The sequence below is a fragment of the Actinokineospora sp. UTMC 2448 genome (genome assembly GCF_024760565.1).
GTDB lineage: Bacteria > Actinomycetota > Actinomycetes > Mycobacteriales > Pseudonocardiaceae > Actinokineospora > Actinokineospora fastidiosa.
The window spans coordinates 3546104-3566402 of sequence record NZ_CP031087.1 but is presented as its reverse complement, the minus strand read 5'-3'; the positions used below and the strand labels follow the sequence as shown (position 1 = coordinate 3566402).

At 68.2% G+C, this 20299-nt stretch carries 21 protein-coding genes; 15 read left to right on the top strand and 6 right to left on the bottom strand.

The genetic code is table 11. The features are described 5' to 3' along the window. Position 1: 1 nt before the first annotated feature. Complete coding sequence (locus Actkin_RS16245) at positions 2-916, bottom strand: LysR family transcriptional regulator (RefSeq protein ID WP_258903235.1); 915 nt, start codon at positions 914-916, stop codon at positions 2-4. Between the two features lie 148 nt (positions 917-1064). Here Actkin_RS16245 and Actkin_RS16240 point away from each other — a divergent pair, with 148 nt between their 5' ends. From Actkin_RS16240 to Actkin_RS16230, 3 genes are all read left to right on the top strand, one after another. After that, the gene (locus Actkin_RS16240; protein ID WP_258903234.1) at positions 1065-1937 is read left to right on the top strand and encodes an EamA family transporter; all 873 of its coding nucleotides are present in this window, start codon (positions 1065-1067) and stop codon (positions 1935-1937) included. A gap of 142 nt (positions 1938-2079) precedes the next feature. Next, on the top strand, positions 2080-2553 hold the full coding sequence (ectA, locus tag Actkin_RS16235; RefSeq protein WP_258903233.1) for a diaminobutyrate acetyltransferase: 474 nt from the start codon (positions 2080-2082) through the stop codon (positions 2551-2553). A gap of 81 nt (positions 2554-2634) precedes the next feature. Then, positions 2635-3546 (top strand): helix-turn-helix transcriptional regulator, encoded by a 912-nt coding sequence (locus Actkin_RS16230; RefSeq protein ID WP_258903232.1) that lies wholly within the window; start codon positions 2635-2637, stop codon positions 3544-3546. Positions 3547-4045: 499 nt separating this feature from the next. Here Actkin_RS16230 and Actkin_RS16225 read toward each other — a convergent pair whose 3' ends face one another. Further along, positions 4046-5206 (bottom strand): ROK family transcriptional regulator, encoded by a 1161-nt coding sequence (locus Actkin_RS16225; RefSeq protein WP_258903231.1) that lies wholly within the window; start codon positions 5204-5206, stop codon positions 4046-4048. Between the two features lie 189 nt (positions 5207-5395). On the opposite strand from Actkin_RS16225, the gene Actkin_RS16220 reads away from it, so the two are divergent. The 9 genes from Actkin_RS16220 to Actkin_RS16180 all read left to right on the top strand — a co-directional run bounded on the left by Actkin_RS16220 (position 5396) and on the right by Actkin_RS16180 (position 15484). Further along, positions 5396-6676, top strand: a complete 1281-nt coding sequence (locus tag Actkin_RS16220) for an ABC transporter substrate-binding protein (protein WP_258903230.1) — start codon at positions 5396-5398, stop codon at positions 6674-6676. Positions 6677-6696: 20 nt separating this feature from the next. Further along, the gene (locus Actkin_RS16215; protein WP_258903229.1) at positions 6697-7632 is read left to right on the top strand and encodes a carbohydrate ABC transporter permease; all 936 of its coding nucleotides are present in this window, start codon (positions 6697-6699) and stop codon (positions 7630-7632) included. Continuing rightward, the gene (locus Actkin_RS16210) at positions 7622-8521 is read left to right on the top strand and encodes a carbohydrate ABC transporter permease (RefSeq protein ID WP_258903228.1); all 900 of its coding nucleotides are present in this window, start codon (positions 7622-7624) and stop codon (positions 8519-8521) included. The genes Actkin_RS16215 and Actkin_RS16210 overlap by 11 nt, the downstream gene beginning before the upstream one ends. A 19-nt stretch (positions 8522-8540) precedes the next feature. Then, on the top strand, positions 8541-10268 hold the full coding sequence (locus Actkin_RS16205) for an alpha-glucosidase (RefSeq protein WP_258903227.1): 1728 nt from the start codon (positions 8541-8543) through the stop codon (positions 10266-10268). Between the two features lie 108 nt (positions 10269-10376). Further along, positions 10377-12647: a family 49 glycosyl hydrolase gene (locus tag Actkin_RS16200; RefSeq protein ID WP_258903226.1), complete on the top strand. Its 2271-nt coding sequence runs from the start codon at positions 10377-10379 to the stop codon at positions 12645-12647. Between the two features lie 235 nt (positions 12648-12882). Next, complete coding sequence (locus Actkin_RS16195) at positions 12883-13590, top strand: hypothetical protein (RefSeq protein WP_258903225.1); 708 nt, start codon at positions 12883-12885, stop codon at positions 13588-13590. 67 nt (positions 13591-13657) lie between these two features. Further along, on the top strand, positions 13658-14065 hold the full coding sequence (locus Actkin_RS16190; protein WP_258903224.1) for a hypothetical protein: 408 nt from the start codon (positions 13658-13660) through the stop codon (positions 14063-14065). Further along, a complete protein-coding gene (locus Actkin_RS16185; protein WP_258903223.1) occupies positions 14062-14517 on the top strand; it encodes a DoxX family membrane protein in 456 nt (151 codons plus the stop codon). The genes Actkin_RS16190 and Actkin_RS16185 overlap by 4 nt, the downstream gene beginning before the upstream one ends. 340 nt (positions 14518-14857) lie before the next feature. Beyond that, positions 14858-15484: a lytic polysaccharide monooxygenase gene (locus Actkin_RS16180; protein ID WP_258903222.1), complete on the top strand. Its 627-nt coding sequence runs from the start codon at positions 14858-14860 to the stop codon at positions 15482-15484. Between the two features lie 92 nt (positions 15485-15576). Here the strand turns inward: Actkin_RS16180 and Actkin_RS16175 are convergent, their stop codons facing one another. Continuing rightward, positions 15577-16257, bottom strand: coding sequence for a TetR/AcrR family transcriptional regulator (locus tag Actkin_RS16175; protein WP_189210396.1), 681 nt, complete (start codon positions 16255-16257; stop codon positions 15577-15579). Positions 16258-16420: 163 nt separating this feature from the next. Here Actkin_RS16175 and Actkin_RS16170 point away from each other — a divergent pair, with 163 nt between their 5' ends. Continuing rightward, positions 16421-17023 (top strand): hypothetical protein, encoded by a 603-nt coding sequence (locus tag Actkin_RS16170; RefSeq protein ID WP_258903221.1) that lies wholly within the window; start codon positions 16421-16423, stop codon positions 17021-17023. Between the two features lie 366 nt (positions 17024-17389). Here the strand turns inward: Actkin_RS16170 and Actkin_RS16165 are convergent, their stop codons facing one another. Then, complete coding sequence (locus tag Actkin_RS16165) at positions 17390-17659, bottom strand: hypothetical protein (RefSeq protein ID WP_258903220.1); 270 nt, start codon at positions 17657-17659, stop codon at positions 17390-17392. Positions 17660-18460: 801 nt separating this feature from the next. On the opposite strand from Actkin_RS16165, the gene Actkin_RS16160 reads away from it, so the two are divergent. Together Actkin_RS16160 and Actkin_RS16155 are read left to right on the top strand one after the other, a co-directional pair. Further along, a complete protein-coding gene (locus Actkin_RS16160; RefSeq protein WP_258903219.1) occupies positions 18461-18871 on the top strand; it encodes a hypothetical protein in 411 nt (136 codons plus the stop codon). A gap of 336 nt (positions 18872-19207) precedes the next feature. Next, entirely contained in the window at positions 19208-19420 is a 213-nt protein-coding gene (locus Actkin_RS16155) for a hypothetical protein (RefSeq protein WP_258903218.1), read from the top strand. A 208-nt stretch (positions 19421-19628) separates the two neighbouring features. On the opposite strand, the gene Actkin_RS16150 is transcribed toward Actkin_RS16155, so the two are convergent. Beyond that, complete coding sequence (locus tag Actkin_RS16150) at positions 19629-19865, bottom strand: hypothetical protein (protein ID WP_258903217.1); 237 nt, start codon at positions 19863-19865, stop codon at positions 19629-19631. Positions 19866-19912: 47 nt separating this feature from the next. Further along, positions 19913-20236, bottom strand: a complete 324-nt coding sequence (locus Actkin_RS16145) for a hypothetical protein (RefSeq protein WP_258903216.1) — start codon at positions 20234-20236, stop codon at positions 19913-19915. Positions 20237-20299: the final 63 nt, after the last annotated feature.

The window sequence follows — 20299 nt, the reverse complement described above, 5'->3', positions numbered from 1 at the left end:
GTCAGCACCCTTCGACCGTGGAAGCGACCTGCCGCAGGGCCGTCAAGCCGAGCGACACCGCGCGCTGTCCGCTGCTGCCGCGTCGGACGCAGGTCATAAGGCGTCGGAACGGTGCCGGGTTGCCGGTCAGTGGGAGGCGGACGACCGCGTGATCGGCGGCGACCGGGGCGAGACGGGGGAGTAGGCATACCCCGTAGCCGCCTGCGACGAGCGCGCAGATGGCGTTCCACTCCTGTGCGGCGTGGGCGATCCGGGGTGCGAATCCGGCCGCGGCGCAGGCGGCGAGGATCAGGTGGTGCTGGTCGATGCTGTTCGGGGCGGCGATCCAGTCGTCGTGCGCGGCGTCGGCGAGGGCGACTGCCGGGCGAGTGGCGAGTGGGTGCGTGGCGGCGACCAGGAGGTCCAGCGGATCGTCGAGCAGCGGGTGTTGCTCGTATCGCGGATCGTCGGGTGCGGGGTTGCTGGGGAGCGGGACGATCACGGCGATGTCCAGTTGGCGCGTGGAAAGCATGTCGAAGCACTCCCCGGTCTCGGCCTCGGTGAGCGTGATCCGCAACCGCGGGTCGGAAGCGCGGAGCCGGGAAGCTGCGGGGACGGCGAGCCCGGCCAGCGCGCTGGGGAACCCGCCGATCACCATTGCGGTGGGCTCGTCGACTGCGAGCGCGTCGAGCTCGGCCCGCACTCGCTCCCACTCGGCCGCCATGCGGTCGCCGTGCTCGATCAGCAGCTCTGCCGCCGAGGTGATGGCGACGCCGCGTCCCTCCCTGCGCAGCAATTCGACACCCACCTCGTCGGCGAGGGCGCGGATCTGCTGGGACACCGCCGACGGCGTCAGGCGGAGTGCGGCGGCAGCCGCGGTCACGGTCCCGTACTCGCGCAGGACCCGAAGGAGGTGCACCTTTCGCACATCGATCATTAAGCCGAGGCTACACGTTCAGGTGCGGTTTTGTGGAATGGAGCTGAAGCCACTTATGTTCGACACTGGGCCCATGGCTCCTCGCAGGACCGTCATCCACCCGACTCCCGCGCCGCAGGCCGCGGCCCGACTCGCTCCCTTGCTGGTGGTGGCCAGCATCGTCGGCATCCAGTTCGGGCAGGCCTGGGGCAAGAGCCTGTTCGGGGAGCTCACCCCGTTGGGCGTGGTCGCGCTCCGGCTCGGGTTCGCCGCGATCGTCATGCTCGCTGTCATCCGTCCCCGGGCGCCCGCTGACCGGGGGGAGTGGCTCGTGGTGATCGGCCTCGGCATGGCGATCGCGGGCATGAACCTGTTCATCTATCCGGCACTGGACCGGCTGCCGGTGGGCGTCGCGGTCACGTTCCAGTTCCTCGGTCCGTTCGCCGTGGCCCTGGTGGGCAGCAGGAGGTGGCTGGACGCGGTGTGGGCGGTGCTGGCGTGCGCGGGCGTGGTGCTGTTCGTCGTGCCCGACACGCCGACCTCGCCGCTGTCCTGGCTCGGGATAGTGTTCGCGCTGCTATCGGGGGCCTCGTGGGCGGCTTACATCGTCGTGAACAAGCACGCGGGCAACAAGACGGGCACGCCCGCGGCCCTGGCGCTCGCCGTGGCCTGCGCCGCGGCAGTGACGGTACCCGTCGGCCTCGTGACCGATGGGGCGGCGCTGGTCGGCAGCGGTCGGATCGTCCTCATCGGCCTGGCGATCGCGGTCATCTCCGCGGTGATCCCGTACCTGCTCGACTGGCTCGCCTTGCGCCGGATCTCAGCCCGGCTCTTCGGCGTGCTCGGCAGCCTGGAACCCGCTATCGGGGCGCTCGCGGCCGCCGTGCTGCTGACGGAGCAGTTGAGTGTGTCCCAGACCGTCGCCGTCGCGCTCGTTGTCACCGCGTCGGTTTGCGCGTCGGCCACCGACCGGGAACGGGCGGATACTGACCGACCTGCCGGACAGGAAAGATGTTCGGATACCCGATTTGGTGGAGCTTAAACACGCAGTCTGTGCGGAATTTTGATCGGCAGATTGTGGCGCAGTTTTGTTTAGGCTGATCGGGTGGACCGGCGCGGTGGCCTTGACCGCCTTTTGGACTGTTTGCTCTAATCGAGGCATGGGGAGCGTCGCACTGTCTTCGATGGAAATCCGCAAGCCGTCCGTTGATGACGCGGAGGCTATGTGGGATATCGTCCGAAGGACTGACAGTCTCGACACCAACAGTCGGTACCACTATCTGTTGCTGTGTCACGATTTCTCCGACACCTCGGTGGTCGCATGCGACCATGGCGAGCTGATCGGATTCATCACCGGCTACCGCCGTCCCGATTCGCAGGCCGATCTGTTCGCGTGGCAGACGGCTGTCGACCCTGCGGTGAATGCCCCGGGATTGGCCACCCTCATGCTGACCACGCTCGTCGACCGCATGGTGCCGCTCGGAGTCCGACACCTGGAAACCACGATAAGTCCGCACAATCGCGCGGTGCGGATGATGTTGCGACGGTTCGCGGCCGAACGGGACGTGGAGATCGAAACCAGTGTCCTCTTCGACGAGGACGCTTTCCCGGACGGGCACGACGCGGAGATCCTCTACCGGGTAGGTCCATTGCGCTGATCGCAATCGTCCCGTAGACGGGCGTATCACTAGGGGGATCGGACTTTGGATCAGTTGTGTCCGGATGCTGACAGTATTAGGGTGTACGACTGTGTCGCACGGAAACCTGGGGCCTCCATTCGGGCGATTGGCCACATTTTGGGTCTCAGCGAATCGGATGTGCGGGATGAATTGCGACACCTGCGAGAAATGGGTCTCGTCGACCACGACGATGATCATGGGCCGCGGGCTACTCCCGATGGGCCGGAATTACTCTTCGAGCGACTCCGCTCGCGGATAGAAGGTGAGTACAACCGAAAACGCGGCCAAGCGCTTGAATTGCGCACCTTGCTGTCTCGAACGTTGGGCGATGCGGTCCTGGGCAACTCCGGACAGGCGTCGACAATTCACCGCCTGAACAGTGACACAGCCGTCGAGATGTGCCTTCTCGAGCTCGCCGGGCACGCGCGCGTCGCGGTGTACTCCATGTGGTCGGAACAACCCATCCCGCTCACTCGCTTTCATGGCGCAGTTGGCTCTGTCGCTGCTCAACAAGCTCTGGATATCCGCTTCATCTACCCCAGCGCGTGCATCCCGGAGCACATCGACGAGCAGCCCCAGGCAGTCACGGTCCGTTCAGTGGCGCAGCCGCCCATCACCCTGCACCTGTTCGACAGCCGCGCAGCCGTCGTCGCGGTCCGGGGCAGCACCAGGGGCTTCGCGGTGCGGGAACCCGTCTTGGTCCACGCACTCGAAGCCCTGTTCGCGGTGACCTGGACCCACGGCCAGCCCTTGCTGCCGCAATCCGGCTCCAGGCAGACGCAGTTGCCCGACCGCGACGACATCGCCTTGCTGCAACTGCTGGGTGAGGGGGCCAAAGACGAGCAAGTCGCCCGTGCGCTGGGCATGTCCGTGCGGACGGTTCGCAGGCGCATCTCCCTGTTGCTGACCACATTGGACGCCACCAGTCGGTTCCAGGCCGGAGTGCTGGCCCGGGGCAGAGGATGGGTATAGGTGGTGGCTCGAACCCGGCGAGGGTTGAGGTCGGTGACCAGGTGGTCGAGGCCGCCGACGATGAGCAGGTCAGGGGCGACCACCTCCGGCAGGGCGTCGGCCGCGAGGTCGGGACGGCCGCTTCAGGAGACCACAGCACGGACGGTGGACGGACGTTCGACCGCGGTGATAAGCGTGAATCGGACACGTGTTTCGGGCGGCGCCGTCCACGGACATCCACCGTGCGGGCATCGATCGGATCGAGGCGGCGGAGCGGGACAGCCGCCGGGTGAGCAGGGTGCTCGGCGGAGCCGTCCTCATCGAGGGACCGGTCGGGACGGCGAGCCTGTCATCTCGACCGGTTCCTCGTCGTGCTGTGCGCGTGCCGCCGCAGCTCAGCCATACGGCATGACCGGTACACCCAATGAAGTGGCGGCGTGGCCGCCATTCGGCATGCATGTGATGGGCGTGCGTCATCGCCACGGCTGCGATCGCCGTGGAAGAGGTCTGTGCGATGGGTTCAGTTGGTGCGTGAGGGAAGGGCGACGAGCACGGTGCGCTGGATTGCCACGGCGGCGGCGCCTCGGGCCCAGAGCGTCGGGTCGTCGTTGATGAAGCGCAGGTCGATCGGGGACGCCTCGGCGTGGCGGGACTGGGCTATGGCGGCCCGCACGCGTGCCTCGGCGACCTGGGCGAGTCGGATGCCCTCGCCGGTGAGGATGATCCGTTCGGGTTGGGCGATGTTGGCGACGGCCGCGATCAGCGTGCCGAACGCGTGCGCGGCCCGGCCGACGATCTGGTCGGCGACGGCGTTGCCCGCTTCGGCGAGGTCGAGGACCTCGTCGTAGGTGACCGGCCGGTCCAGGGTCAGGGCGGCCTGGGACTGGATGGCGTCGGTGGTGAGCAGGGCCTTCACGCACCCGCGGTGTCCCTCGGGACAGGCCGGGCCGAGCGGGTCGACGGGGAAGTGGCCGAGCAGGCCCAGGCCGGAGTCCGGACCGCTGACGAGGCGGTCGTGGATCACCAGTCCGCCGCCGACACCGGCGCCGATGGTGAGCACGGCGAAGCTCTCCACATCACGCCCGTCGCCGAACCAGTGCTCGGCCTCCAGCAGCGCGTCCACGTCGTTGGACACCACGGTCGGCCTGTCGGTGGCCGCGGTGACCGCGGCGCCCAGGTCGATCTCGCCCCAGTGCAGGAACACCGCCCGCTGGACACGGGAGAAGTCGCGCACCACACCGCCGATGCCGATGCCGATGGCGGCGACCGGACGCGCCCGGTCGTCCAGTTCGGCGACCAGCTCGGCGATCCTGGCCACGACCGCGTCCGGGCTCTGGTCGGTGATCTCGACAGCGGCGCTGCCGAGGATGTCCGCGCGCAGGTTCGTCAGCACGCCGTAGGCGCGGAAGCCCGCGAGCTTGATGCCGATGAACCGCTGCACGTCCGGGTCGACGTCCAACGGCTGCAACGGTCGCCCGCCCCCGCGCAGTGACGGCGTGTCCGCCTCGCGCAGCAGGCCCGCGTCCATCAACGGCTTGGTCAGCCGGGTCAGGCTCGCCGTCGACAGGCCCAGGCGGTCCGCCAGCTCCGAGCGGGCCAGCGGGCCGTGCAGCAGCACCTCCAGCGTCACGCGGCGGGCGGAGGGCAGCAAGGGCGCCCAGGGCGATGCGGCGTCGAGCACGGGTGCTCCTCGTCAAGGTCGGGGGTAACCGGAGGGCAATAGTACCGCGACAAAACTACCTAGCAAGGCCTCCTGTGTGACTAAACCGTGACTAGCAGCGGGTTGACGCGTTACAGTGACATCGCTCTTAATGTTGCGACGAAGAAAACCACGGTTGACGACGCCGTGTCGCGACTCTGGAGGTTCGGTATGCGCAAACGTCCCCTACGGCTGCTCACCGCGGTGGCCGCCGCCTTGGCCCTGTTAGCGACCGGGTGCTCGGGCGGAGGTGATCCCGGGGCCGCCCAGACGCTCAAGGTCTGGTGGTGGGAGAGCGACGACAGCGCGCTGTCGGCCGCGTGGAAGCAGGCCATCTCGATCTTCGAGCGGGAGCATCCCGGCGTCCGGGTCGAGCAGGAGCTCAAGACCTACGAGCAGATGCAGCAGTCAGGCCAGCTCATCCTCGACTCCAACGATCCCCCCGACGTGCTGGAGTACCTCAAGGGCAACGCCACCGCGGGCGTCGTGGCCAAGGCGGGTCTGCTCACCGATCTCACCGAGGTCGCCCAGACCCGCGGCTGGAAGCTGGACGACACCGCCCAGGACGTGGGGCTCTACGACGACAACGGGCTCATGGGCTCCGGCAAGCGCTACGGCGTCACGAACTACGGCGAGTACGTCGGTGTCTGGTACAACCAGGATCTGTTCGCCCAGCACAACGTGCAGGTGCCGACCAGCTTGACCGAGTTCGAGAACGCGCTGGCCGCCTTCGCCGACAAGGGCGTCACCCCGCTCGCGCTCGGCTCGGCCGACTACCCCGGCCCGCACCTGCTCTACTCGCTGGCCCTGGCGCACATGGACGACAGTTCGCTGGCCGCCTACCAGCGGTTCGAGGGCGAGGTGGACTGGGCGGCGTGGGAGAAGGCCGCCACCACCATGCGGCAGTGGGTGGAGCGCAAGTACATCAGCACCGACTCCACCGGCATCCCGGCGCAGGACGCGGGCAACGCGTTCATCGCGGGTCAGTACCCGATGTTCGTCTCCGGCACCTGGTGGGCCGGTCAGCTCGCCGAGCAGACGACCTTCAAGGCAGGCCAGTTCCTGTTCCCCGGCAACAGGCTGCACCCCGGTTCGGGCGGCAACCTGTGGGTCGTGCCCGCGAAGGCGAAGAACAAGGACCTCGCCTACGACTTCATCGAGATCACGCAGCGACCCGAGGTGCAGAACCTCCTGGCCCAGAAGGGCGGGGTGCCGGTCGCGGCCGAGCCCGGGTCGGCGAGCTCGGAGATGGGCCAGCTGGTCGGCGACCGCTTCTCCGGACTGCTGTCCGACGGCGGTGGGGGACTGGCCTGGTACCCGGACTGGCCGGTGGCCGGGCTGAACGACGTGCTGTTGGCCAACACGACGAACCTCGTCGGCGGCGACGCGACCCCGCAGCAGGTGGTCGAGGCGATCCGGGCCGCCTACGACGCAGGCAAGCCGACCACGTAGCCATCCGGGAAGGGATCGCCATGTCCTCGCTCACCGCCGTGCGGCGCAGGAGCAAGTCCGAACGCCGCGGCGGCTACTGGTGGTACATCGTTCCCGGCGCGATCGGGTTCCTCGCCGTCGTCGTCGTGCCGTTCGGGATGAACCTCTGGTACAGCCTCACCTCATACCGAGGCGTCGGCGACCCGGTGTTCATCGGGTTGGAGAACTACCAGCGGCTGTTCGCCGACCCGCTGTTCTGGGCATCGTTCCGGCACAGCGTGGCGTTCATCGTGGCCATGGCGATCCTCCCGACCGCCATCGGCGTGGTGGTCGCGGCCGTGCTGTTCAACCACATCTCGCCGAGGTTCGGGTCGAAGATGGCCAGCTTCCTGCGTGCCACCTACTACCTGCCGCAGATCCTACCCATCGCGGTGGCAGGCGTGCTGTGGAAGTGGATGTACCAGCCCCAGTACGGGATCATCAACACCACCCTGCGCGACATCGGGCTCGACGGCCTGGCGCGGAACTGGCTCGGCGACTCCGACCTGGCCATCTACGCGGTGATGAACGTGCTGGTCTGGCTTCAGATCGGCTACACCGTGGTGGTGTTCATGGCCGGGCTCTCCCGCGTCGACCCGACGCTGTACGAGGCCGCCGAGATCGACGGAGCCAACTGGTGGCAGCAGTTCCGCGCGATCACGCTCAACCAGCTCCGGCCGGAGATCGCGGTGGTGCTCATCACCACATCGGTGGCGGCGCTGAAGGTGTTCGCGCCGATCTTCGTGCTCACCCGAGGCGGGCCGGGCACCAGCACGATGGTGCCCGCCTACTTCTCGTTCTCCAACTTCTTCACCACAACCAAGGTCGGCTACGGCGCGGCGGTGGCGTCCGTGCTGGCCCTGATGATCGCGGTCGTCGCGGTCGCGCTCCTGCGCTACCAGACCCGCAGTTCCGAAGGGTTCGACGATGGGCGTTGAGATCATGGGCAGGGGGCGGGTCGTGACGACCCGGCCTGCCCCCGCGCCGCACCGGGGCAGGCGCGGCAAGCGCGGCGCGGGCGGCTGGGCGGTGCTCGCCCTGGTCGCCGGGGTGGGGCTGCTGATGCTGTTCCCGTTCTGGATCGCGGTGATCAACGCGTTCAAGCCCGCGCAGGACTACATCGCCAACGGCCCGGTCTCCCTGCCCACCGAACTGGACTTCTCCGCCCTGGCCGACTTCTGGAGCGGGGTGGACTTCAATCGCAAGCTGCTCAACAGCGCTGTGATCAGCGGCAGCGTGGCCCTCATCGCGGTCACGCTGAGCCTGCTGTCGGCGTTCGCCATCGGCATCGGCCGCATCCGCGGCCGGGTGTGGATCCTGGCGCTGTTCATGCTCGCGTTCACCATCCCGCAGGAAGCCCTGGTCTATCCGCTGTTCGTGCTCACCCGGGACCTCGGGCTCTACGACACGATGACCGGCGTCATCATCATCCTGGCCGTGCTCCAGAGCGCGTTCGGCACCTACATGCTGTCCTCGGTGCTCGGCGCCTTCCCGCCGGAGGTGCTGGAAGCCGCGCGGCTGGACGGCGCCTCCCGCTTCCAGGTGCTCCGGCTCGTCGTCCTGCCGCTGACCAGGCCGACGATGGCGGTGCTGGTGACCTTCTTCTTCATCTGGACCTGGAACGACTTCTTCCTGCCCTTGGTGCTGCTGCCCTCGGCCGACAACCAGACCGTGTCGGTCGCCCTCGGCGCGTTGAGCGGCCAGTACACCAGCGACCCCACCGCGCTGGCCGCGGCCTCACTGGCGGGCATCCTGCCCGCTCTGGTGTTCTTCCTGCTCTTCCAGCGCACGCTCATGCGCGGCGTGAATCTCGGCGCGGTCAAGTAACTCTTCGCAAAGGACATCCATGACTCTCGAACAGCCGGTCGCCATCGCCGTCACCCCGGCGCCGTGGTGGACCTCGGCCGTGGTGTACCAGGTGTATCCGCGCAGCTTCGCCGACTCCGACGGCGACGGCGTCGGCGACCTGGCGGGCCTGACGTCGCGGCTGGACCACCTGGAACGGCTCGGCGTCGACGTGATCTGGCTGTCGCCGGTCTACGCCTCCCCGCACGCCGACAACGGCTACGACATCTCCGACTACCAGGCGATCGACCCGGTGTACGGCACGTTCGACGACTTCGACGAGCTGCTGGCCCAGGTGCACGCGCGGGGCATGAAGCTGGTGATGGACCTGGTGGTCAACCACACCTCCGACGAGCACCCGTGGTTCGTGGAGTCGCGGTCCTCCAAGGACAACCCCAAGCGGGACTGGTACTGGTGGCGTCCGCCCAGGGACGGATTCGAGGCAGGGCAGCCGGGCGCGGAGCCGACGAACTGGCAGTCGTTCTTCTCCGGCCCGACCTGGACGCTGGACGAGGCCACGGGGGAGTACTACCTGCACCTCTTCGACCGCAAGCAGCCCGACCTGAACTGGGAGAACCCCGAGGTCCGGCAGGCCGTGTACGCGATGATGCGCTGGTGGCTCGACCGAGGCGTCGACGGCTTCCGGATGGACGTCATCAACCTGATCTCCAAGAACCCCGCGCTGCCCGACGGCGCCACCATCGGTGTCGGCGGCCTCGGCGACGGCTTCCCGCACTACAGCATGGGCCCGCGCATCCACGAGTTCCTCCAGGAGATGCACCGCGAGGTGTTCGAGGGCCGGGCCGGTGATCTGCTGACCGTCGGCGAGACGCTGGGCGTGACGTGGGAGCAGGCCCGGCTGTTCACCGACCCGGCCCGGCGTGAGCTGGACATGGTCTTCCAGTTCGAGCACGTGTCCCTCGACCACGGCCCCGGCGGGAAGTTCGACCCCAAGCCGGTCGACCTGCGCGAGCTCAAGGCGTCGTTGGCCCGGTGGCAGGCCGGGTTGGCCGAGGTCGGCTGGAACAGCCTGTACTGGAACAACCACGACCAGCCGCGCGTGGTCTCCCGGTTCGGCGACGACGACCGGTACTGGCGGGAATCGGCGACCGCGCTGGCCACCGTGCTGCACCTGCAACGGGGCACGCCGTTCGTCTACCAGGGGGAAGAGCTGGGGATGACCAATGCCCCGCTCGCGGGCGTGCACGACCTGCGTGACGTCGAATCGCTCAACCACTACCACCAGTCCGTCGCGGCAGGCGCCGACCCGGAATCGGTGCTGCGCGGTCTGCGCGCCATGGGACGCGACAACGGCCGCACCCCGGTGCAGTGGGACGCCGCTCCGAACGCGGGGTTCACCGACGGCGAGCCGTGGATCGCCGTCAACCCCAACCACACCTGGCTCAACGCCCAGGCGCAATACGACGACCCGCGCTCGGTGTTCAACCACTACCGACGGCTGATCGCACTGCGCCACCGGCTCCCGGTGGTCGCCCTGGGCGACTTCCGCATGCTCCTGCCCGACGACCCGTTCGTCTTCGCCTACGAACGGACCCTGGATGACACCCGGATGCTCGTCGTGGCCAACCTCGGCGAGACACCGCGGACCGCCGCCCTGGACGGGGAGTGGACCGTGGCGGACCTGGTTCTGTCCAATACCGAAGAGGTGTCGTTCGTGAGCGGCCGGATCGCACTCGAACCGTGGTCCGCGCACGTCTTCGTTCGCTGAGTTCTCGTTCGGGCAGCACTCCTTGGACTTCCTGTGTCCACCGTGACCGCAGGATGACGTAAACCCTTCCCAACGATGAGAAGAGGAATCCGCATGTCCATAGCAAGAGTGAGACGACCGGCGGTGCTCGCCGCCGGTCTGGCGCTCGCCCTGGTCGGCGCCATCGCGCCTGCCGTGGTGGGCGCGCCGCAGGCCCAGGCCGCCACCATCGACAGCGACCAGCTCAAGACGTGGTGGCACGACAACCACGAGTTCAACACCACGGGTCCGGTCGCCAACGACAAGGTCAGGCGCTCGTCGTTCTACGACGTCCAGGTCGCCACCGCCGCCACGCCCGGGAGCCGGTACGACTCCTTCACGTACATGAGCATCCCGCGCAGCGGTAAGGGCAAGATCGGCTACACCAAGGAGGACGGCGCCGAGTTCTCCTCGTCGGCGAACCTGACGATGAGCTGGTCGTCCTTCCAGTACGCCACCGACGTGTGGGTCGATGTCACCCTGCGCACAGGCCAGACCGTCTCCTCGGCCGACCAGGTCAAGATCAAGCCCAGCAGTCTCAACTTCACCAAGCAGCTCGTCGACGGCGACACCATCCGCATCAGGGTTCCCTACAGCGCGGCGGGCCACCGCTTCTCCGTCGAGTTCGACCCGCAGCTGTACACCGCGTACAACGACATGTCGGGCCCGGCCAACGACGCGGGCAAGCTCACCACCGCTTCCGGCGGTGGCAACCGCGCCATCCACACCGAGCCGCGCAACTCGATGATGATCTTCGCCGAGCCCGCGCCCACCGGCGCCGAGCGCGACCGGCTGATCCCCACTTCGGCATCGGGGAGCATCTACTACCCGCCCCAGGGGCAGGTCACCAACCTGAACACGATCAGTGAGGAGATCGTGTACTTCCGGCCCGGCACCTACTACATGACCTCCAAGTACCACGCGCTGGTGCCCAGGCAGGTCAAGTGGGTGTACCTGGCGCCGGGAGCGTACGTGAAGGGCGCCGTCCGCTTCCCCGACGACAGCCAGGGCTTGTACAAGGTGACCGGCTACGGCGTGCTCTCCGGTGAGCAGTACGTCTACGAGGCGGACACCGCCAACAACTACGACCACCTCTCCGGGGCGTCGAACTGCCACGCCACCTGCGTGAAGATGCTGCAGTTCCAGTCCGCCAACGGTCGGCAGCAGCACCTCGACCTGCAGGGCGTGACCATCAACGAGCCCCCGTACCACTCGTTCGTCGTCTACGGCGACGAGCAGACCTTCAGCATGCGGGTCGAGAACTACAAGCAGGTCGGCTCCTGGTACTGGCAGACCGACGGCATCGAGCTCTACCGCGGCAGCACCATGAAGAACACGTTTTTCAACGCCAACGACGACGTGCTGAAGATGTACCACAGCGACGTCACCATCGATAACACCGTCGTCTGGAAGAACGAGAACGGCCCTGTCATCCAATGGGGATGGACTCCGCGCAACATCGACAACGTGCGGGTCGCCAACACCCACGTCATCCACAACCGGATGTACTGGAAGGACGTCAAGTACAACACCTGCATCCTCAACTCCTCCTCGCACTGGGAGAACATGGGCTCGACCACCACGGCCAACCCCAGCACGTGGGTCAGGAACATGACCTTCGAGAACATCACCGTCGAAGGCATGGCCAACTGCGCGATCCGCGTCTTCGCCCTGTCCAGCACGGAGAACATCCACGTCAAGAACCTCAAGATCGACGCGTGGAGCCACCTGGACGCCTCATCCCAGGTCAGCCTCCTCAAGCGGTACAGCAACAGCGCAGGCCAGAAGGTGACCCTGGGCAACGAGACCCGCGACAGCCGGGGCCTGAAGCTGGAGAACTACACCGTCGGCGGCACCGTCATCACCAAGTCCGGCACCAACTGGGCCGCTGACCGACTCGGCAGGCTCGGCTTCGACGCCGAGACCTGGGACAACTGGAACGCCTGGGGCCCAGGCGGAACCACCCCCGACCCGGTCACCGGCGGCACGATCGTCAACGGAGCCACCGGCAAGTGCGTCGACCGCGCGGGCGGCGGCACGGCGAACGGCACGCCCGTCCAGCAGTGGGCCTGCGCTAACGCCCCCGCCATGACCTGGGCGCTCGAGGGGCAGCAGCTGAAGTCCGGCGGCAAGTGCCTGGACGTCGAAGGCGGCGCCACCGCCAACGGCGCCAAGGCCCACCTCTGGGACTGCGGCACCTGGGACAGCCAGAAGTGGGCATTCCAGCCGAGCGGCACCCTCAAGAACATCAAGTCCGGGCGCTGCCTCGACATCGAAGGCCAGAGCACGGCCGACGGCGCGCGCCTGCACCTGTGGGACTGCGGCACGTGGAACAGCCAGAAGTGGACCCTCACCAGCTGACCGGGCCGCTGAAGTGGACAGTTCGTCTGGGAGTGCTGTAGTGGGCACAGTAATTCCTGCGCGCGATCCGCAATAGACAGTGGTGCTGGTCCGATCGAGTAATGCCGATCTTCCCTCGTTGACACAGAAAACGCAGGGCCCTTAATCTGATAACGCCGCCGCCACGGTGTCCCAAGCCCCGGCGGGACGATCTATTCCCCCGGTGCTTCCTTCCGATCTTGACGGAGGCACACCCATGCAGAAGACGGCCAAAACGGTCTGGTCCGCGGCTGGCGCCGTCGGCGTCGCGCTGTCGGCCATGTTCGTCCTGTCCTCGCTGCCCGCCACCGCGAACGTCATCGCGGTCACCTCACCGGTGAGCGCGGGACCGGCGGACCACGGCCAGCAGTACCCGGACGGTCCCTCCTCGGTGGACGGTTCGCCGCTGGAGCGGTGCCGCCGCGGCACCGACTACCCCGTGCCCAGCCGCAACCCCGTCCTCGACGAGCCGCTGAACACCGGCTTCGAGAGCAACGTCGGCCTGTCGGTCAAGGTGCAGCTCGAGGGCGGCACGTTCTACGGCAACCGCAAGCTCATCTTCACCAACACGAGCAACGCCCCGGTGCACACCGACTGCCTGGTGCTGAAGTTCCGCGCGCCGTCGGGCTCGGTCGACCACCACTACCGGGCGTCGGTCCAGTACGGGCACCCGCAGCAGGACTACGTCGAGGTTCCCCGCGGCAACGGCGAGTCGCACTACATCATCCGGCTCGGATTCCACGACGTGCCCCTGGCCGACCGCACCATCCCGGTCGGGCAGACGTGGACCTATGAGCTGGCAGGCTCCAACCAGAGCTCGATGAGCCTGGAGGCCACGCGTGACTCCGTCGAGGTCCTGGCGGACGTGAACGTCGGCGGAAACGCCTGGATCTCCCAGTACGGCACCAAGCGCCTGGGCAACTGACGCCAGGTGAGGTGGCGGCCCCGCAGCGACGCGGGGCCGCCACCGGAGCCGACCTCGGGAGGATCCCATGAAAACCCTCGTCTGCCTTGCCCTGGTCGCCGCGGTCTCCGCTGGCTGCGCGGGCTCTGGGCACGAGCACCACCAGCACCACTCGACGACCGCGGACGACACCGCCCAGCTGCGCGGGACCGCCACCACCTACCTCGGCCTGCTCTCGGGCGGCGACCCGACCACGGCTTGGGGCATGTGGACTCCCGAGGCGCAGCAGCGCCAACCGCGGGAAGTGTTCGCCGACCGGATCGCCGACTGCGCGCCCGGAGTCCCGTACGAGGTCCTCGGCGTCGTCTCCGACGGGCCGGACCTCGCCCGGGTCTCCTGGCGGCACGGCGAGCACACCGGGGAACTCCGGCTGCGCCTGCACGAGGGCCACTGGCGCGTCGACACCCCCGACACCATCACCTGCGGTGCACCATGAACGCCCGCGCCACGACCCTGCTGCGCGGCTCCCTCGGCCTGGTCTTCGTGTGGTTCGGCGCTCTCAAGGCCGCCGACGTGACACCGGTCGCCGATTTGGTCGCGGACACCGTGCCCTGGCTGGACCGCGACCTGCTGCTGGTCGCGCTCGGATCGGCGGAGATCGCGCTCGGTGCGGCACTGTGGCTCGGCCGCTGGCTGCGCTGGGTCGCGGCCGCCGCCGTGGCCCACCTGCTGGGGACCTTCCTCGTGCTGGTGGTCCAGCCGCACGCGGCGTTCCAGGCGGGCAACCCGTTGCTGCTGACCATCGAGGGCGAGTTCGTCGTCAAGAACCTCGTCCTGATCACCGCGTGCCTGGTGCTCATGTCCACCGAGCGGCCACGACAGCTGCTCGACATCGGCGACAGCCCCGACCAGGCGCGAAGCGCGATCGGCAGCCCATCGACCGATTGACGCTCCCGCGTTCACCGCCGACGCGCCTCGGCGTTGGTAGAGCACGCGGCCGACGCTGCGCACACCGGTTCGCGGTGGGCTCGCGACGCCGAGAAGACGCGCGATTTCCCTCGACGCCCCCGTGTGGCCCACCACGTGGGGGTGAGCGGGACCGCCCGGTGGCGGCCGGCTGATCCCGCTCGTGCAGAAAGCGGTGGCGTCGTCGGTCCCTGACGACGCCACCGCTCCCACAACGCCAACCCGGACGAACGTCGCCGACCGGCGCCCCTGCCGACGGCACCACGTCACGCACGGAGGACATCGCATGCACACCGCATCCACAACCCGACGCCGAATTGCCGTGCAGATCGGGCTCCTGACGTCCCTCATCGCCTCGGCGCTGGTCTTCCACCCGACCACCGCCTCGGCCCACGGCACTGTCGTCGACCCGCCGACCCGCAACTACGGCTGCGCCACCCGCTGGAACGGTCCCGACGCGCCCGGCATGCAGGAGCAGGACTTCATGTGCTATCTGGCCTGGAACCAGAGCCCCGACGCCATGTGGAACTGGAACGCCCTGTACGCCAACAACCTGGACGAGAACCTCGAAAGCGCCATCCCCGACGGTCAGATCTGCAGCGCCGGACGCTCCGAAGGCGGCCGCTACGCGCCGATGGACAACCCCGGCCCCTGGAAGACCACGAGGGTAGGCAGCAGCTTCCCCATCACGGTGCAGGACGTGGCCCGGCACGGCGCCGACTACCTGAAGATCTACATCACCAAGCAGGGCTTCGACCCCGCCAACTCCATGATCGCCTGGGACGACCTGGACTTCATCAAGCAGACCGGCCGCTACCCCTCCCAGTTCGAGTACAAGACCGACGTGTCCACCTCCGGCTACAGCGGCCACCACGTCCTCGTCACGATCTGGAAGGCCTCGCACATGGACCAGAAGTACTTCCTGTGCAGTGACATCGACTTCGGCTGACCCCACCCCGGCGCCGTCCCGCACCGACCGAGACGGCGCCCGCTAGGGCAGGGCCCTGAAGACCACGCGTCGGTCCCCGGCCCGGGTAGCGCTCAGGCTGATGGGGTGCCGAAGAGGGCCAGAAGCGTGTCGACGAAGAGGTCTTCGAGGGCGGGGAGCGCGGCGGCGCCGTCGGTGCGCAGGCAGTGGCGGATGCGTTCGGCGGTGCCGCCGATGTAGAGGTCGAACACCTCCGGCGCCAGCTCGGTGACGGCGGGTTCCTGCTTGCGGGCCAGGCGGTGCAGCTTGCGGAAGACCTCGGCGAAGCCCGCGTTGACGGCGCTGGTGCGCTCGATGAGCGCGGGACCGGCGGAGAACGTCTCGACGTAGAGCGACCAGGTGATGGTGGGGCTCGCGGCCAGGGCGGTGAGGAAGGCCCGCCAGGACTGCCGGATGCGGGTGCGCCAGTCGTCCTTGGGCAGGGGGTCGAGCACGGCGGCCAGCTGGACCCCGACGTCGGCGACCGCCTCGTCGAAGGCCGCCAGGAAGCAGGCCTCCTTGCTGGTGAAGTGCTCGTAGAAGGTCCGGCGGGAGACCTCCGCCCGGTCGACCACGTCGCCGATCGTGGTGGCGGGGTAGCCCTTCTCGGCGACGGCGTCGAACAGCGCCAGGACGATGCGCGCGCGCTGGGACGAGGCGACGTCCGCCCGGCTCAGGCCGTGTCTGCCGCTGGGAAGCCGCTGATCGGCCCGACGGGGCGGCGCGCCGTCCGCAGCCGGACGCGAGGCACTCATCGGCACAGGATACCTGGCGTCTCGGCACAAACCGCTCCGGGTGATTTCCGAACATTCGCACAAGTCGTCGCCACTTTTCCGTCCAGCCTTGCCGCGGTGGATCTGGAAACTCTACAGTACCTCGGGTACTAGACAGTTTCTGGACACGGATTGGATTACCACCATGCGCGGGAAAATCGGCAAGGTCCTCGGCTCGGCGATGGGCGTGGTCGCGTTGAGCGGCACCCTCGCGGTCCTGGCGCCCGTGAGCGAGGCGGCCACGACGAAGATCGCCTACGGCACCGAGGGCTCGACCCGGCTGACCGGCCTCGGGGCCGACCTGCCGCTGGGCCCGGGGCAGACCGACATCGACATCGACCTGCAGAGCGGTGGGTTCACCGGCGTGATCACGCTGCCGGAGACCCGCACGGACTTCAACCTCTTCGGGTTCCTCTCCACCCACGCCAAGGTCAAGGTCACCCAGGCCGGTCCGCTGAGCGGCACGTTCCGGAACAACGCGGTGACCGCGTCCGGTCAATTCGACGTGCAGATCACCGAGGTCGGGCATTTTAACATCGGCATTCCGCTGCCCAATTGCAAGACGACCGCCTCGGTGCGCATCGACCTCACCTCCAGCGGCACCTTCAACCCGTCCACCGGAGGGACGGTCACCGGGAAATACCAGCTCCCGCCGTTCGCCGACTGCATGTTCGACACCGAGATCATCAACGCCCTCGTCGTCGGCAAGGAGAACACCATCCAGATCACCCTGTCGGCCAAGAAGTAGCCCGGGACAGCCTTGCGGGTGACGTCCATGGCGGGCGGGCGCGGACCGACCAGGCGGCGAGCGCCCGCCTAGTCCACAGGACTCGCCCTGCGGGAAGACGCTGTGCTGGGTGGCCGTGTATCCGCGGTAGCAGCCATGGCCGTACCGCCGCCGGTGCGGGCCGGCCGACAAACCGTGCCTAAGCCTCGCGCCCAAGCCGTCACGGCACCCCTGCCCTGTCCGTCGGAGGACCAAGCCGTCGAGCCGCGTGCCGTCAACAAGGTGTACGAACCTGGTTGGCAGCTTCGACGGGGTTCGCCCGGCCCACGTTGCCGGGGAACCAGCACCGCCCACTGCGGAGACTGTCTACAGTTGAACTACGCCCGCTCAGCCTTCGGTGTTCAGGCTGGCCGACGCGCACGCGGCGACGATGATGCGGCCGTCCTGCACCCCGTCCTCGGACAGCCCGACGATGCACGCGGAAAAGTCGTTCTCCCCGGCCCGGCAGGCGGAAACGGTCTGCTCGGTCACGTTGTGCCCGGCCCACTGAAGAACCTTCAGGCAGTCGTCGGCCGTCGCCTGCGCCGGGGCGGCGATCAGCAGGGACAGACCGGCGGCGGCGAAGGTGGCTGCGGCCAGGACAGCGGTGCGGAACATCCTCTGGGCTCCTCTCGATGGTACGCCCCGGCACGGCGGGCACCGTCCTGAGGCGACAGCAAGCGCAGAAGTACCCGGTGCCGGGGCCAGGAACCGCCGCGTCCCCTGTTCGAGTGACTGGGGGATCTGCCCCGGACCAGCTCGGCGAAGTAGGGCCGCATGCGGGTTAGTAGTCGTCGAGGTCGGACTCGGGCCCGCCGTCGCCGACCGCCCCGAGGCTGCTGGGAGTGCCCGCGTGCCCGGTGACGAACGTCGCCCGGTCGGGCTCGGCCCAGTGGCGGGCGGATGGTCGGGCCGCAGGTGTGGCTGGCGCGGGACAGGTTGTGGAGAGGGGCGTGCAGGGCGGTGTCGGTGTGCTCGGTGGCTTCCGCAGCGCGACGGCCAACCGTTGCTGCCGTCCGCCTGGCCCGGCCAGGGTGACAGCTTCAGGCCAAGGGGGGCTGGCCCCGGGGATGCCTGATTACTGTCGATGTTGTGTCAACCGGTATACGCACAAGGGGAACGGCGATGTGCGCCCGCGTCGCCCCGGTCGCGGTCGTGCTGGTCATGCTGTCCGCTTGTGGGACCAGCCACGAACCGCGGGCGGCGACGCCAGAGGTGGCCCGGACGAGCACAACCACCACATCGGCCGTCACAACGACGACCACCACCGCGAGGACCACAACTCCCACTGCTCCGCCGAAGAAGTTGTCGTCCGAGGAAGCGCACGAGGCCAGGAGAGCGGCTTGTGAACAGCCGAAGTCCCGGGTCTACAACCCCACGAGCGCCCCATATGCCGGACCGGGCCCGCACTACATCGACGTGTACGAGGTGTCCCTGACCAACCGGCGGATGCAGCACTCGCCGATCGTGGCGGGCGAGACCAAGCTGCTGCCTCCCGGGAGCACGCTCGACTTCGACCACAACCTGATACAGCTGTTCGCGTGTGTCGTCCCGGTACTGGGCGAACGCTCCGGCAAGGTCACCTGCCGGTTCGACCGCGGGGTGGCCAAGAGCCGCACCTGGCCACTGTACGAGGCGACGTACCGGGTCACGGTCCGCGAGGCCCGGACCGGCCGAGAGGTCAAGGTCGTCACCCTGCCCGGAACGGAGTCCCCGGCGGAGAGCTGCCCCGGTTTCGCCACCGACGACCCAGGCACCGTCGTCGCCCGCAGCCTCACCGGGGACGCGCTCGACAAGGCGTTGCGCCCCCTGCTCCTCGCCCCGGTCTGAGCCCAGCCACCCGCAGACGGTCCGAACCGGAGGCGGCCTCCTCATCGCGGAGCTCGCGTCCGCGCGGCACCGGACGACAAGCGGTAGGCGTTCGACGCGGCGCGCCGGGCACTGGTCGCGGCGGTGAACCGCGCTGGCCGGGTGCCTTTCGGTGGTGTGCCCCGTGGGTATGCCGAACCAGGTCCGCACCTGTTCCAGATGACCAACGCGCGACCTGATCGAGTTCGTCGAACTGCAGTTGATTCGGAAGGGCAAAGGCAGGCTGGATAAGGCGCGCAAGACCGAGCGTGCCGGGCGACCAACGAAGCGGACCCACCTGTTCAGGGGATACATCCGGTGCGGGATCTGCTCCCGGAAGATGGAGGGCAGCCCGCGCAAGCACGGGATGTACTACCCAGCAAGGCCGAATTGGCACCCGCCGCGGCGATGCACGAGGCTCGGCAAACCAGCAGCCCGACCGTCACGGTCGGGCTGCTGGTGTCCGTATTGGCCGAAGGCGTCGTAGGTCAGGTCAGCGACGCCTGCGAGGCGGCAAGCAGCCGCGGCTGACGCGACCTGGTGGTCGGTGGGCCAGGTCCGGGTGAGCAGCTGGAACATGTCGTTGCCCGATTCGTCGACGCGTTTGTTGTGAATGACGGACTTCGACGGTCCGACAAGATGCTGTTGAGGAGGCGGAGGCGATCGTCTGGGGTGGTTGATGAAGTCGATGCGGTCGCGCTCGTCGGCCTTCGGCGCCCAGGTGAGTTGGTCGGGGTTGTCACTGGCCCAGGTGAAGCTCGGTGCGTCGACCGGGTCCCGGGTTGGCCTCGCGGTAGCTGTCGAGGAAACCCGAGTCCCCGATCGCCTTGGTCGTCGACCACGTGACGCTGGCGCCGTGGTGGTCGAATTGCCCCTCGGTTCGGTCGTCCCCGTCCTGGTGATAAGGCTCGTTGAAGTCGCCGGCCGCCAATGTCAGCCGCCCTGTGGACCGCTCCATCGCGGTGTCGGCGAGCATGGTCGTCGTCGCCCCCGTCCGCCCCGAGGCTGCGGTGAGCTCCATGATCAGGTCAGCGCCGGTGATGGGGCCGGTGGAGGTGTCGTCCCAGGTTTGCCGGTTTTCGGCGTTCCACCGCCGTAGCCGCGCGGCAGGTAGGTGACGTAGTACCGGTACCCCAGATGCCCGGAGTGCACCGCGATCTGAGTGCCGCGGGCCGAGATGACAGCCTTCGACCAGAGCGGCACGACGCGTGGTCGATGATCGGGTGCCTTGAGATCTCGGCGCGGGGGCTTGTCGCGATCGTGCAGGTCGTTCCGGGCGGATCCGGCCGTTCCTGCGGCAGGCCCAGCTGCTTCGGCCGTCCCGCGCGGCTCGTCATGGTTGCCCATCGTGACCTCCTGGGACCGTCCGGATCCATGTGCGCACGGTTGGGAGCCGAGGCGCACGATCGT

Bases quoted from the DNA above. Each gene is read 5' to 3' on its own strand.
- Actkin_RS16245 (WP_258903235.1), bottom strand. From the start codon at position 916: ATGATCGATGTGCGAAAGGTGCACCTCCTTCGGGTCCTGCGCGAGTAC.
- ectA (WP_258903233.1), top strand. From the start codon at position 2,080: ATGGAAATCCGCAAGCCGTCCGTTGATGACGCGGAGGCTATGTGGGAT.
- Actkin_RS16220 (WP_258903230.1), top strand. From the start codon at position 5,396: ATGCGCAAACGTCCCCTACGGCTGCTCACCGCGGTGGCCGCCGCCTTG.
- Actkin_RS16215 (WP_258903229.1), top strand. From the start codon at position 6,697: ATGTCCTCGCTCACCGCCGTGCGGCGCAGGAGCAAGTCCGAACGCCGC.
- Actkin_RS16210 (WP_258903228.1), top strand. From the start codon at position 7,622: ATGGGCGTTGAGATCATGGGCAGGGGGCGGGTCGTGACGACCCGGCCT.
- Actkin_RS16205 (WP_258903227.1), top strand. From the start codon at position 8,541: ATGACTCTCGAACAGCCGGTCGCCATCGCCGTCACCCCGGCGCCGTGG.
- Actkin_RS16195 (WP_258903225.1), top strand. From the start codon at position 12,883: ATGCAGAAGACGGCCAAAACGGTCTGGTCCGCGGCTGGCGCCGTCGGC.
- Actkin_RS16190 (WP_258903224.1), top strand. From the start codon at position 13,658: ATGAAAACCCTCGTCTGCCTTGCCCTGGTCGCCGCGGTCTCCGCTGGC.
- Actkin_RS16185 (WP_258903223.1), top strand. From the start codon at position 14,062: ATGAACGCCCGCGCCACGACCCTGCTGCGCGGCTCCCTCGGCCTGGTC.
- Actkin_RS16175 (WP_189210396.1), bottom strand. From the start codon at position 16,257: ATGAGTGCCTCGCGTCCGGCTGCGGACGGCGCGCCGCCCCGTCGGGCC.
- Actkin_RS16170 (WP_258903221.1), top strand. From the start codon at position 16,421: ATGCGCGGGAAAATCGGCAAGGTCCTCGGCTCGGCGATGGGCGTGGTC.
- Actkin_RS16165 (WP_258903220.1), bottom strand. From the start codon at position 17,659: ATGTTCCGCACCGCTGTCCTGGCCGCAGCCACCTTCGCCGCCGCCGGT.
- Actkin_RS16150 (WP_258903217.1), bottom strand. From the start codon at position 19,865: ATGCTCGCCGACACCGCGATGGAGCGGTCCACAGGGCGGCTGACATTG.
- Actkin_RS16145 (WP_258903216.1), bottom strand. From the start codon at position 20,236: ATGGGCAACCATGACGAGCCGCGCGGGACGGCCGAAGCAGCTGGGCCT.